This is a genomic window from Leptothoe sp. LEGE 181152 (assembly GCF_032906605.1).
In the GTDB taxonomy this organism is placed as follows: domain Bacteria; phylum Cyanobacteriota; class Cyanobacteriia; order Phormidesmidales; family Phormidesmidaceae; genus Leptothoe; species Leptothoe turfae.
Genome location: NZ_JASATU010000058.1, coordinates 185029 through 199394 on the forward strand (window position 1 = coordinate 185029; position 14366 = coordinate 199394).

General features: G+C 49.5%; 6 protein-coding genes. 3 read left to right on the forward strand and 3 right to left on the reverse strand.

All coding sequences use genetic code 11. The annotated features are described in order from the left end of the window. Positions 1-16: 16 nt before the first annotated feature. From QGP82_RS26530 to QGP82_RS26540, 3 genes are all read left to right on the forward strand, one after another. Entirely contained in the window at positions 17-2866 is a 2850-nt protein-coding gene (locus QGP82_RS26530) for a DUF4912 domain-containing protein (protein WP_499061530.1), read from the forward strand. A gap of 126 nt (positions 2867-2992) precedes the next feature. Further along, complete coding sequence (locus QGP82_RS26535; RefSeq protein WP_499061531.1) at positions 2993-3697, forward strand: hypothetical protein; 705 nt, start codon at positions 2993-2995, stop codon at positions 3695-3697. Between the two features lie 120 nt (positions 3698-3817). Next, complete coding sequence (locus tag QGP82_RS26540; protein ID WP_163659476.1) at positions 3818-3958, forward strand: hypothetical protein; 141 nt, start codon at positions 3818-3820, stop codon at positions 3956-3958. A gap of 156 nt (positions 3959-4114) precedes the next feature. Here QGP82_RS26540 and QGP82_RS26545 read toward each other — a convergent pair whose 3' ends face one another. The 3 genes from QGP82_RS26545 to QGP82_RS26555 all read right to left on the reverse strand — a co-directional run bounded on the left by QGP82_RS26545 (position 4115) and on the right by QGP82_RS26555 (position 14338). Next, the gene (locus QGP82_RS26545) at positions 4115-6385 is read right to left on the reverse strand and encodes a caspase family protein (protein WP_499061532.1); all 2271 of its coding nucleotides are present in this window, start codon (positions 6383-6385) and stop codon (positions 4115-4117) included. A gap of 66 nt (positions 6386-6451) precedes the next feature. After that, positions 6452-8998, reverse strand: coding sequence for a CHAT domain-containing protein (locus tag QGP82_RS26550; RefSeq protein ID WP_499061533.1), 2547 nt, complete (start codon positions 8996-8998; stop codon positions 6452-6454). Between the two features lie 81 nt (positions 8999-9079). Continuing rightward, positions 9080-14338, reverse strand: coding sequence for a two-partner secretion domain-containing protein (locus QGP82_RS26555; RefSeq protein ID WP_499061534.1), 5259 nt, complete (start codon positions 14336-14338; stop codon positions 9080-9082). Positions 14339-14366 lie beyond the last annotated feature (28 nt).

Here is a 14366-nt window from a genome sequence, read left to right on the forward strand (position 1 = left end):
TTCTCCTATTAGGCCCATGGTTGCTCCCCAAAAATCCCGGCATATACCGTATCGCCATAGCGATGATGCCCATAGGGCTGTGAACTTCAGACGCCCTGTTCTAATGACGCTGACTGTTGTCTCAATGTCAGCGTTGTCAATGGGGTTGCCAATGGAGATGGGCAGGCCTGCATGGGCATCGGACTGGGGAGCTTATATTCCCGATAAGCCATCGAAAACAGCTAGGGCCTCAGATGTTCCTGAGCTTCCTTTAGTTCACATCAGTAGTGCCAGAAACATCGATCCGTTAAATACGGCTTTGGGAACAGAATTTTTGGCACAGGTACCTGGCTCTAATGTCGAGATTTCCTCCCGTGAGACTCAGGACGCGTTAGAGGCCGTGCAATCTGGTGATATTGACTTGGCCATTGTTGATCGGCCTCTAACGGAAGAAGAAATCGAAAAAGGATTGGTGTCCGTTCCTATTGGGGACGGTGATCTAGCCTATGTATACGATGGCCCTACACCCTCTGATGCAGCGAGACCCTTCCTGGATTTTGTTGAAGACCCGGCTAATCAAGACACTGTTGAGGAGGCAGTTACGTTAGTTGAGCCCAGCTCACTTCCAGAGAATCGTGCACCAGAGAATCGTGCATTTGAGGGTCGTGTTACCGAAACATCGACCCCAGAGTCAGGAGAGCCTACGGAAACGGCCAAACCAGAAGATCTAGAAGAACCAGCGGAGGCAGAAGAACCCACAGTACAAGACACAGTACAAGGGCCTGCGACAGATAGCTCATCCGACGACATTGCTTTGATTCCTTCCCCAGATAGTGACGTCACGCCTGAGAGAGCCATCAGGCCTTTCTCTTGGGGGTGGTTGGCTCTGCCCCTTTTAGGATTACCTCTTCTATTTTGGCTACGTCGAGATCAGCAACAACCTGAAGTATCTGACCACGCCCTGCGAGACTGGGACAATGCTGAACCCTCGCTGCCAGATCCATTACCTTCAGAAACACCGCTCCCACCCCCTGACGTAACAGATGAAGCACCAGTTTTTCAAGAGCCACTGCCCTCATCATCCGATCCTGCCTTCGCTAAATCACCAACACCAGAGCCAGCCACAGAGCCGGGCAATGAACCTGTTGAGTCAGACATTAACCTGGCTGGCCTAGCAGGTGCAGGCTTGGGAGCAGCGGCTCTTGCTCATCCAATTGAAGATCGAGCAACAGATCCTGACTCAGAAATAGACGATACCGATATCGTAGTTCCTGATGATTCAGAATCGAATATCCATAATGAAGCCATTGAGGCTCCTGACGTAACTCCTGAACTGACCCATTTGGCAGATCTGCCGGATCAAGAGACGGAAATACCCGGCAGCATCAACGCAGTGCCTGATGCTGAAGTCCCAACCATAGCATCGGATTCTGTTGTCAATGCTGAAGGTGTAGGGGAATCTGTTGCTCCTCATGCACTTAATCAAACCGATGAAGCATCATCTGCAATGCCTGATGCGTCGGAAACAACAAAGGCAATGGATGATGGCGCAGACCTCAGTTCTCTGACGACGGCAGGTCTGGGGGCAGCAGCTTTGGCTGGCCTTGGAGCTGCTGCCTTAGTGCAAGATACCAATGCTGAACAAGAAGAGTCAGCGCCTGAAGTGCCTGGTATTGCTCCAATTGAGTGGTTGTCCATTGAGCCAGAGTCCTCCGAAGCGGTCTCTGTTCGTTGGCCCATGGCAGAAGAGCAACAGAGGGCATTATTGACTAATGAGGCCTATTCTCCTCAAGTGAAAATCTACGACGCTACGGGTATTGACCTAGATCATCAAGCCCCCCACAGTGTTGATAGTCATTCGGTCACTGAGGGTGTTTTTGACGGTGATGGAGCCTCAATGCTGCTGCCAGTGGAGAAGTGCGATCGCGACTACCTGGCAGAACTCGGCTACGAAGACGCTAACAATCAATGGATTTCCCTGGGTCGCTCACTCCATACCCGCGTTCCCTGTCCCCCCCAGCCCGACCCAGTCCCTGAGCCATTCCCTGAGCCAGTCCCGGAGGTGATTGCACCAGCACCAGAAGAACCAACGTTAACACCTGAGCACGATGATATCAGTGCCGATGCCAGCCCCTTACCCTTAGCAGGTCTCGGGGCTGGAGCTGCCGCTGCTGGCTTAGTCGCCGGGGCAATAATGCAAGATGCCTCAGATCAGGACAGTGAACCGGATGCCAGTGAACCGGATGCCAGTGAACCCGATGCCAGCGAACCGGATGTCAGTGAACCCGATGCCAGTGAACCCGATGTCAGTGAACCGGATGCCAGTGAACCCGATGTCGATATCCATGTCGCTCGCTCACCAGTGGCCACACCCCAGCCAGAAGCGTTAGCGGAACCCCCGATCTCCCAAGCTATTCCCCCCGTTGCCCCCGTCTTTTCGTCTAGCCCAAATCAGACAAACGGAGGCCATAATGCTGAAGTCCCCATTGCTCCTTTTAGTAAGACTAAAACCTGTCACCAACGCTTAACCGTTGATAGCCAGGAGCATACCTATACGTTTGACGAAAACCAAATATCAGCGCTTCAATCTACAGCCAATCGTATTCCCCTAACACCGGGTTGTTACATTCTCACCCTTGATCCGCAAAACATAAACAATAGCCCTAGGGTTGGAGAACCTAGCGTTATTCTCTGGATCTATGGCGGACGTTTTATCAATCAAAAAACTAACGTGGAAGCGGCTTCAACCTGGAGTACCCTCAATGGCTACAACGATAGCTTGACCTTAAATGTGCTTGAACCATCTACTGTATGCGCATTTTTCCTGGATACTATTCCAAAAATAGACAGCCATCAGCTAACTTTGCTGATTTTGAAAGACAACTAGCCATGGATTTTGCCGGAGCATTGTAATGTAATGCTGACAAAGCCTAAATGGGATCTGCGAGATCTGTATAACCTGGGGCGCACCAGAATAATACATAGATGTGACTCTCGATAGGACATCTACCCCATGTATTTAGACGGTCGCTACCATCAAACCCTGGGTTATTTGCATATTCAGTTCGGGAATTTGGATCAGGCCTGCCTCGATTACCTCAATGCAATCGAAGCCTTTCAACGGGATCATGACGAGATGGCAGTGACCCAGGTAACTGAGCGCCTCAACCAACTTAACTGTGAACTAGACGCCGAACTAGACGCCTCTCCAACAGCAACATCCAATCCGTCACTGCCTGTGCGCTTAAAGATCGAAATTCTACGACTCTGTCGTTTAGGCCTGCGCCACAGCCATCAATATAAGCACCAAATAGCGCTTCACGTGCTTGATCGGGGTTTACAACTCAGCGACATTCTTGCGGATATTGACCATCAGCAGGGGCAGTATTGCGCTGCAATTGTTCTGGGGATGATGGGTAAAATCTATCACGCTCAACGGTATTATCTCTTTGCCCTGGCATCCTTTAGGGCATCATTAGAAGCCTATGGGTCTTTGGAAGCACCGGATAGTGCTACTCAGGGTCGCATGGCAACGATTCTCTGTGAAATCGCTAATATTGCCGAAATGACCCATCATCCAGATATCGCCATCGAATATTACCTGGATGCACTGTGGTATTTAAATGCGACGGGCCAACAACCTCAGGCAAAACAAGTCATAGAGCAACTCAACAAACTATACGATGTGCCACACATAGCTGGCATGAAAGTCAGTTGACAATAACAAAACTCAAAACTGGCATCAGCCATGCAGGGCGGCATTTTCTATAACAGGTCATAGGTCGTCCGTCGAAAAGTTTTTGGAAAGCCCAATAGTCCTTCAACCACCATACTTCCCATGTTACCAATCTTCGTGTTTAGTACTGTGCTAGTGATGTGGAGCCGGATGATGTTGTCTCCACCCCAACAACAATCTGAAGAGAATGAAGAATCTCCACGTAAGCTGACCATTAAAGTCATTACTTCGGATAGTGAATAATACCAAATCCAAATTCATTAAGCCCAATTAAAAATGGACAATCCCGTAGGGGCACTCCCTTGTGGATGCCCTTCAATAACGGGCACTATCCCATCAGGATTTCGCATAATATTCCTTCATCTTTGGGTGTTTATGCTGGCGCACTGGTCCATATTATTAACTAATATCATCAGTTACCTCAATAATTGTTGAAAAAACAGCAATTGTCCCATTGTCTACCGCTGTTGTTTCTTCATCTAAACTCTCTGCAAACAGTCTGGCGTCACCGCCACGAGACATGCTGTTAATATCCCCGAGCAGTTCGGTGATCACCCCTAAACTCTCATCCGCATCCATCGATAAATAGCCACGGCTTGTGCCCCGCCCCCGAGCGATGGATTGTAACCCCCTTAAGGCATTGCGCAGCGAGCGCGTGCTGACCAATGTCAACAATTCCACATAGCCTGCCCCACTCACTTGAAACCGAACGCGATCCTCAGGGCGGGGAATCTCTAACGCACTGTTGGGATCAATGCGGGCTGCATCATCTGGTGCATTCCAGTCAACCGGATACACAACTGTCATTTCACCTGCGCTGCTAATGGCAATACAGCTAAGAAACAACGCCTGGCTATAATGTCGGTTCTCCATCCGAATTTTTAGTTCTTCGTTAGCCCTAAACGGCTGAATACGGGTCAAGGCATTACGCGAACCGCTTCGCGCAACAATCGGTAAAGAGGGACCATTGCTACTGACTGTAAAAATCTCTCCGCTGACGTCTAGCTCTGGGGATGTGGATGCCAGGGACTTCAGAATAATGTTAGCCAGCAATCGCTTGAGCATGGGTTTTAATCGGCTCACCGCTGCTGTTGCCGTCTCGTTCACCCGACCATAGGAGGCTGGCACCGGTTCTAAATTAGATGGGCGCAATAGAGCGATCGCACCCACAGGCGGAATCTCAACTCCACTACCCAACTCCTGCCGCAGTTGTTGAGCATCAGCATCTGTCATGCGGCCAATTAAAAAATCAAAGGCCGTTGCCTCATTTACCGCCTGTGCCTTGATGCGGCTGATATTGGTTTGGGAGAGTAGCGCCTGGTTTAAAGCAGAGACAGTGGCACTGACTTCATTCCCTAAAGACCGATCTACACCAATTTTAAGCACCGGGTTAGAGGGTAAGCCCACTAATTTTTCACGCAGCAACATCCCCGGTTGCAAGGCCATATCCCCCATGGGGTTGCCGTTAGCCAGCAGCCCCGTGCGTGATGCCTGAACAATCTCTCCAACGGGTACACCATTGTCAAGCACCGTAAATATGGCGTTATCTCCCGGTGTCTCCAAGTATTGCGGTGAGACCCCCCCCAGCCAGAACTCCACCTGATTGCCTGCAGACGTGCGGGTAATGTTAGTGATAACGGCTTCTGCGGTTGGAGATACGGGACCTACAAAGTATAGAGGTTGGTGTTCATTACCACTGCCAGGGGCGGCTTCAAATTGAGGCACCTGACCATGGTCTTGCTGACGGGCAGCAGCGGCGGTACTGCGAATCAGATTGGCCTGTACCACCGACGCCGGAGTGCTGCTGGGCAATTGCCACAGATATCGGGTCAGCAGATAGGTAAATGCCCCAGCATAAAAGCCATTAAAGGCCATGTCCAACGCCGTTTCATTACGACTGGCTGAACCGAGGGCAATGCCCTTGGCAATGCCTTGATGACGCCGTTGTTGAAACTCATCAAATGACAGCTCCAATTCTGCCATTAACGCTTGCTGATAAGCATATTCCGCGTCATTAGCTATCAGGTCTTTCCCATCTAAATTGGCACCCATGGGAGCCGCACGCACCAAGGTATTTCCCCGAAAGCCACCACCGGAATAACAACTATCTAAAACCATTGTTAAATTGTCGGTGCGGATGGCCTCCATTAACAAAAATAACGTGCGACTGGTGATGTGATTTACCATCTGGCCATCTTGGCTGGCATCCATCGGTACCAGGGTGCCAATTAAGGGGTTATCAGGATCAAGCGGATTGCGATCGCTAACCCGTGAACCATGGCCAGAATAATGGAAAACCACTATATCGCCCGGTTGAGCCTGATCGATTAAATGTTCTTTAAAGACCCGTAAAATAGTCTCACGGGTGGGCAATAATGCCCCCCCAGACGTTACCCGCACAATATCCCTGGGATTAAAGCCAAAGCGATTGACCAGTAGCTCATACTGCAGCTCAACATCGGTCAAACAGCCCCGTAAATTACCCGACGCAAACGGATAGTCATTGATGCCCACCAACATTGCCAGCTTGCGGGGGGTGCTCTGCCCCAGCGCTTGACCATACCCCTCTGCCTGGGTCAGAAAGTCCAGCTGACTTAACCCCATGGTGGCTAAGGTAGCCCCAGCAAACTGAAGAAAATGACGACGCTTAAGGGAAGGAGCGGAGCCCATGATGCCAGTCTCTATACAGGACGTAAGAACAGGACGTAAGCAGGTGAATAGAGCTTATACATGAGCCTACAACCAGTTGCCGATGAGCACAAAGGGGGCCCAAAAATATGGATGCTGATAGTCTTCGTTATTTAACAATTTAAGCTGTGCTCTCTGAAGAATTTCAGCTTTGGAAAGATTGGTGGAGGTTAATTCACCATACAGACTACCCATTAACTCCGACGTCCCACGGTCATCTACGAGCCATAGGGTGGCCAGGGTACTTCTTGCCCCTGAGCGAATCGCTACCCCCGCCAACCCCAGGGCGGCACGATCGTCCCCTGTGGCGGTTTCACAAGCGCTCAGGATCAACAGCTCAATGGTTTCGTCTCGGCTAATTTCCCCCGATTGCAACAGCGCACTTAACTGATTGGCATTTAAGGGGCCATCCCAGGCTAAAACAAAGGTGTCTTCTAGTTCTGAACTAAACTCACCGTGGGTGGCCAAATGCACCACCGAACCTCTACCCGTGGTCAATTTGCTGGCAAAATTTGGCTCAACAAAGGATTGATTCAGCAATACTTCACTGGGCACTTGAGCCTGAATGGCTTCAATCTCAGCATCCACGTTGGGCAAGGGGGGAAACTCTCCGACAGAATCAGACAGTCCTGCCACTAACGCTCGAATATTTCGATTGGCCAGGGGTTCAGGGTCAATTAATTGCAGCCCCGGTGTGAGGGCAATGGGATAGCGTTCGATCAGGTATTGATTGCCATCGTGCAGCACCGACATGGGCACATTGCGCAGAGCACTATCTAGCACAAAGACCAGTACGTCTATATCGGCGGTAGCTAAATCGGCTTCAATGGGGCGAATCAACCAGTCATACAGCTGCTGGGCCGGTGTTATAAATGTGAGTGGCTGATCTGCCACTACTTCAAAACGGGCATTGCGCGATCGCGATCGCAAATCCACCCCCGGATAGGAAATCGAGCGTTGTAACCGAGACAAGGTATTAAGGACCCGCTCTTTTGCAACCATGGCAGAGCGATGGTTTAAGGACTGCCCTGGCAATCGAAAAACCACTTCGACCCGATCGTCTAGCACAATGGGATAGATGACAGCCGCCTTGCTGCTCACCTGCTCAATATCTACGGTCTGGGTCACAACACAATCAGCCCGAAAAAAGTTCACCAGTTCTGCCACCTGCAAAGATTCAAGTACATTACGAGCCTGCTGGAGCTTATTCTCTTTATCTTGGGTGCTGGCGGTATCTGCTTTAAGCAACAGATCGACCAGCTGTCGATAAACAGGTTCAATCTCCTCTCGAAATGAAAAGCGCACATCTGGGCTGGCGGCAATCAAATCCACCCTGAGTTTTTGTAAACTTTCCAACGCTTGGGTGTAAGCCGCGATCGCACCGTCAATATTCCCCTGGGCTTCGAGAATCCGTCCCAGCTGCCACTGCCACTGATATAGGGCAATGTCGGCCCCACTGCCCTGGGCTAAGGCCAGCGCCTGTTGGGTCACCTTAGCGGCATTTTTCCACTGTTGTTGAGATTCATACAACTGCCCTAAATAGCCCAAACCATAGGATTGGCCTTGCTGGTCGTTGAGATGGTGTGCCTGTTGCAGCGTCTCGGCCAATAGCTGAGCGGTCTTCCGGTTTTCCCAAACCGCGCCATTGGCCTTAACCAAACTGTTGGCCAGATTGAGTCGAATGGTAATGGCGTTACGCCCTTGGGGTAGCTCTTTTAAATCTGAGGCAACTACTGGCAACAGGTCTCGCGCTGCCTGAAAATTACCGGCCTTAATCCAAAGACCTATTAAGTTCACTTGAGCCTGTAGACGCAGGGACGTTGTTGGTGCAACCGCAGCAGCCTGCTGATAATAGTTGGCTGACTTAGCCTGATCAGCATTGCCCAAACTTAACAATGCCCCCGTTGTCTCGGTGGCCGAGTCAATGGCTTTAGAGACTTCCAGACTCTGCTGCAAACGGGCAACGGCCCCTTGGGTGTCACCGTTAAGCAGCAAGGCATTGCCCAGCTGTCTTAGCCCTGCTGCTTTTAGCGATGAATCGGGGAGGGCCTCAACATCGGTGGCAATCGATTCTAGCTGAATTAGGGTTTGGTGATAGTAGCCCTGCACTCTGAGAATTTGGGCTTGGTTGAGTTGCGATCGCAACACCCCAGCTTCATCCCCAACGGCTTCATAGGCAGTCGTTGCCTGTCTCTGCACCGCCAACGCATCATTGAGTTGTCCCTGGGCCATATATAGCTTGCCTTGGGCACTCAACACCTGAGCTAAGATACGCTGCTGTTGGTTAGATTGGGGGTCTGACTCCAGATAATCTAGCGCCTCAGCAATTACTGCCGCTGCTCCGTCATAGTCCCCCAACTGCAGGTAGGCCAGCCCCAAATTACTCAAACCACTAGCCTGCTCTAGCGCTGTTCCTTGCTGAGTTACCTGTTGCCAAAGGTCTACTGCAGACTGATATTGCCCCAGGCCATAGGCAGTTTGGCCCCGCTTGATCAGCTCTGCCGTCGTCAAATTTGCCCTGGCAGGGATGACGGTAACACAGAGCAGCACCGTGAGACAAAGCGTTATGCAAAAACGAAGGGAACGGGAAAACATGGAGACAGTTGGAGAAAAGAGCAAGGAAGTCAGACAAAGCAGAAAACTCGTAGGGATACCCCTTGTGGTCACCCCATATCCCTAAGACGTCGATGCTTGACAGCTAGCACTCAAAAGAGATTGAGCATTCTCGGCGCTACCGTATAGGAGGAGCTGACCATCTTCAGTCATGGTCCAACCTTGGGGCTCAGCAATAATCTCCGGCACGGGCGGTATGGCCGACACATCATCACCTTCAGAGCCATCGGGTATTTCATCTAGGGGGCTGCCCAAAGGACCCAAGTCTTCTAGCAGGTCACTGCCCTCAAGCTGTTCATCGGGGGTAAAGGGCAGGCCACCCCTGCCTGTCACCGTAAACTCACTGGTATTACTTTGTTGTCTGGCCAGCAGATCACATCGACGATCAACCAGATCAGTCGGATCAACAATGTCTGGAATAGTCACTTCAGGCAGATCTTGCTGTTCGCCGGTCGCCACAGTACCGTCATCGACCGTTAGTTCAGAACTCGCATCTAAATCACTTTGCAAAGATCGGCCACTGCGCAAGGTGAATATTTCCCTCAGGGGTCTTGAGCCGATAAATATGCCCAGGGAGTTGTTGGCTAACAAATCAACTGAACCACCAGGCCCCTGGGCATTAGCAACAATATCGCTGTTTTCAAAAAGATTACCCGCCACTGAATTGGTAAGAATCCTAATATTGCCTCCTGTAGCCCCGATACCAAAGGCTTCAGTAGAAATTAGGTTACAGGTGAGACAGCTACCCGACGGATTACTAGAAGTTTGGGTACCATCTAACACCAAAGCTCCTTCAATGGTTAAGTTAATATTACCGCTGTCTTCAATGGATGCCGTTGTCGCCTGAATCTTTCCACCTTGAAATAAACCAACATTATCGGCAAAGATATCGATGTTGCCTGGATTGCCAGGGCTATTAGTTGCTGAACCAAGAGGAGTACCATCGACTGATACAAGTCCACTGTTTTCTAATCGAAGTGTACCAACATTTAGTTCTATACCTCCCGCGTCGCTGCCATTACTAGTAGCTGCATTAATAATCCCAAAGTTGGTGACCCTCAGATTTTCAGTTGGGTTTTCCGTAGATCCGATTCGAATCGTACCAGCAGAACCGACAGCACCACGTTCTGTACTTACAAACAATCCACTACGATTTTCACCAAAGCCATCAATAGTGACATCTGTAGCATTGATATTAATGCTTCCCCCCTCACCTCGCCCACCAGGGGTCAACACCCCATTAATTTCTTGCTCCCTAAAAACACCCGATTGAATTTGACCACCATTAGTTAAACTAAGGCGGCGACTATTCACATTAATATCACCACCATCTCCAATCCCACCGGTTTCTACACTACCTCGAATGGTGCTGCCACCATCTAGTTCGACACTGTCCGTGGTCGCGATCTGAATTGTGCCGACATCCCCTCGACCAAAGGTACCTGCTGCAATCACACTGCCAGATTGAAGAGATATATTACGAGCGTTATTAATAACAATTTGATTTTGCTCAGTAAGCGGCACAGGACGTTGAGCTTCATCTCCGTTTATCAGTAAAAATGCCTCTGTCCCGCCCCTAGACTGCACTTGACTAGAAATTCGACTTAATTCAGAAAGCTCTACATCACCAGAAATATTTAGCAAAATATCACCAGCAGCTCCGAGGCCAAAGGTATCTGAAGCAATCTGCCCAGAATCTCTTAAGCGTAAAGACCCTTCCGTTGTTAATCGAATATCACCACTCTCCCTACTGTTGATACCTGCCTGAGCAATTAGGGCACTATTGGCCCTAATGGGATCCGCATTAAATGCAGCCGCAATCGGTGCCCTTTCCTGAGCAATCAGAGCAGCATTACCAGTCTGTCCCGTGATCAAAAGAGTGTTATTAAATAAAACCTCAAGATAGGCCTGGTAGCCGGTTTCAAATGCTATTTTACGAGAAAGAAAGTCCTCATCCTCACCGACAATTTCAATGTCAGATGTCGCATCAATGATCAGATCCCCAGCAGCACCTCGACGATAATCTAAAGCACCAACAATGATCTGCCCTCCGTCTCTTAGACTTACGGTTTCAGCACCACGGATGATAATATCCCCACCATCAGCCCGACTACGGGAACGAGCCGTTAAAACGCCTCCATTGAGAATTTCAACGGTATCAATGGCTTCAATTAAAATGCTGCCACCGTCACCTGTTGTGGAGTTAATGCCATCAATCTCAGATGACAGATTGTTTCGTATTTGCACAAACGGATTTTCTAGGTAGAAGATATCCTGATCTTCTGTTGATGCCACTAGCCCACTGGAAGAACCACCAAAGGGTCGTACAAAAGTCGCACCATTCACCGTAAAATTTTCAGTTTGAACCGGTGCTACACCATCCACTACGATGCGAGACGGTTGATTCACATTTAGTGGCCTCACTCGGATATTGCCGCCAATGCCACGACCAAAGGTCTGGGCAGCTACACGACCACCGTCTATCAGTTGCAATACTTGAGTTGTTAAGTTGACATCACCGCTACGGGCTGAGCGGGCAGTACTGGTTGAAATCTGTCCACTATCAGCCAGGGTAATATTCGGAGCTGTGATATTCACATCCCCTGGTAAACCAGGACCCAGGGTGGTAGGTTCAAGAACAATGGCATTACCCACTGCCTGAACACCAAAATTTAGGCGGTTATTAGCATATATGCCACTGGATGCGGCTACTGGATCAATGGTGAAGTCGGTAGCATCCAGAGCTTCGCGATAGGCTTCTTCAGCCCCTAAGCCAGCAGCGGCAGCTCGGATAAATTGAGCCCTAAACATGTCCGCCTGCCGTTGATTAAAGGTCCTGTCAAAACCAGAAATATTGACCCTATTGTTAGCATCAACATCAATATCCCCCGCAGCACCATTACCAAAGGTTACGGCAAGGACTTGACCACCACGCAACAGGTTCAAGTTGTTGACATCAATCAATACATTACTGCCAGGTGCATCATTGTCACTGCGGGTACGGGCATTAATCACGCCACCATTTTGAATGGTTAAAACATCAGTGGTTATTCTAACTTCCCCCCGTTCAGTTGCCCTGGAGATTTCTTCTGCTGTTGAAAATAATCCACTCGAAAATCCTCCATTCACAAAGGCTCCCGTAGTGGGGTCTGTTTCAATGTCAACAGTACCATCAATAAACACAAACGATGGTTGGTTCGGATTAATGGGGCGGACTACAACATCACCCGCAGCACCACCATTGAAAGAACGGGTCAAAACTTCTGCGCCATTAATTAGCCTGAGGGCCTGCGTTTCCAACAAGATATTACCTGCCTGCGATGTCCCCAATGCGCCGATATTGTTATTTTCTTGAGGAAATGGAGACGTATCTGAAATAATCAATCCATTATCTAATAGAATCTCATTGCTACGGATGCTGACGCTACCACCATCTGCACCATCAATGCCACGGGTGTTAATGGCATTATTATCCCCTATCCGTACTCTACCGCCACTCTGTACGGCAATACTGCCAGCCAGCCCTGAGGGAATATCAGATGAAGGGTCATTGAGAATATCTACGACAGGAATTCCCCTAAATGTGCCATTTTCAAATAGGCCATTAGTGAACGTTTGCAAGTTACCTACATCAATATCACCAGCCGCTTCTAAACTGATAAAGTTAGCAAATCCTCGCCCAGCTGAGCTCAAAAGTGTTCCTTCGTTCGGATCTCCATTGGCCGTTGTATCGATCGAACCAGTTCCACTACGAATAGAGATCGCCCCTGCAATGCCTTCGCTACCTTCAGCAACAAATGCATTTATGTTGCGGGTACTAACATTGCCAAAGGCATCAATAGCAACATCACCAGCCTGAACAATTTCGGTCGTTTGATTTTGGCTAGTAGATGTATCAATATTACCGATGGAGATACTACTTGTGACAGCGTCCCTAGGTAGGGCATCGTTACGATTGAATTGATTGGTAATAAAGACACTAGAATTTTCAAAGACAGCTGCATTCTCTCGGCTGGCATCCACATTGCCAATTAAAATCAGACTGCCATTGGGTGTGGGATTTAATGTGGGACCAATAGAACCCGGTGGAGTCTCGACAGACCCTCCTGGGAACCCTGGCACTTGACTCCAATCAATTCCAGCCCGAACATCTAGGGTCGGTTTTGCTGATCCATCGATAACAATTGTATTGCCATTGCTCAACGTGATGTTGGACAGAGCTCGAAAAAGAGGATTAGTACTGTTAGGACCAATGGTGTCATCAACGGAGCCGGGTTGATTGATGACCACATTCCCCAAAATCACACTGCCACCGGCTAAAACATGTAAAGATGCGCCGTCTTGATAGTCACCAATAGCAATATCACCCACAGCCAGAATCACGGGATCGTTAGGGCTCGTTAGATCACCCACAGTCCCATCTAGTCGTTCAATTCTGAATGAACCACCGGAAAAATAATGGGTATCTCCAATGACCGTATTATCTGAGCGTAGTATCATATCTGCCCCTGAAAACAGTCCACTATCGGGGTGCGCAAGGGCAAAAATATCTACTAAGCTATCGCCTTGTAGTAACAAGGTATCATCAGCGGATGCAATAAAAGACTGAGTCTGGCTATCCCGTATCTCCAGCGTGTCGGTCGCTAATAACCTCAGATTTTCTCCAGCCAATAGTGCACCGGTCAGGGTCAAATCTCCTGTAGCTAACGTTAAGTCTTGACCCACTGAAAGACTGCCGCGATTTTCAATGGCCCGCTGTGCGGCACTGATTTGTAGCCCTGGCGTCAGCGTTACGGCCAACAAAGGTGGCGCAGTGGGATTAGTGGCGCTGTACACTAGCCCTTCACCCCATTCAAAACCGTCGGCAGTGGTGGCAAAAAATGATCCGCTAATGTCTAACTGCGCATCTTCGCCAAAAACAATGCCGTTGGGATTGAGGAAAAATAGATCGGCATCACCATCCACACCCAGGGTGCCTAAAATCTCCGAAATACTGTTGCCAGTGACCCGACTAAAAATAGAGTCAATCCCCGCTGGATTAGCAAAGTACACCCGCTGGAGGTCATTGACATTAAAGTCTTCAAAGCTGTGGAAGAGATCGTCACCTCGGGCGGCTCCCCCTTCAATCAAGTCTCCGTTTTCTCCCCGAATAAGCGTATCGGGAGTGACAACACTGGCTTCATCACTGAGGGTATTGTCGGGCACAATTTGGGCGTTAGCTGTCGTCGGTGTGAGTAAACCACCCAATAAAGCTACAGCAGCTAGCTTAGTAGCAAAATACCATTGCGATCGCATATTTTCCACGCAAAACCTCCCAGCCATGACAGACCTACGGAAACCGACGAAACTC

Bases quoted from the DNA above. Each gene is read 5' to 3' on its own strand.
- QGP82_RS26540 (WP_163659476.1), top strand. From the start codon at position 3,818: ATGTTACCAATCTTCGTGTTTAGTACTGTGCTAGTGATGTGGAGCCGG.
- QGP82_RS26545 (WP_499061532.1), bottom strand. From the start codon at position 6,385: ATGGGCTCCGCTCCTTCCCTTAAGCGTCGTCATTTTCTTCAGTTTGCT.
- QGP82_RS26555 (WP_499061534.1), bottom strand. From the start codon at position 14,338: ATGGCTGGGAGGTTTTGCGTGGAAAATATGCGATCGCAATGGTATTTT.
- QGP82_RS26550 (WP_499061533.1), bottom strand. From the start codon at position 8,998: ATGTTTTCCCGTTCCCTTCGTTTTTGCATAACGCTTTGTCTCACGGTG.
- QGP82_RS26535 (WP_499061531.1), top strand. From the start codon at position 2,993: ATGTATTTAGACGGTCGCTACCATCAAACCCTGGGTTATTTGCATATT.
- QGP82_RS26530 (WP_499061530.1), top strand. From the start codon at position 17: ATGGTTGCTCCCCAAAAATCCCGGCATATACCGTATCGCCATAGCGAT.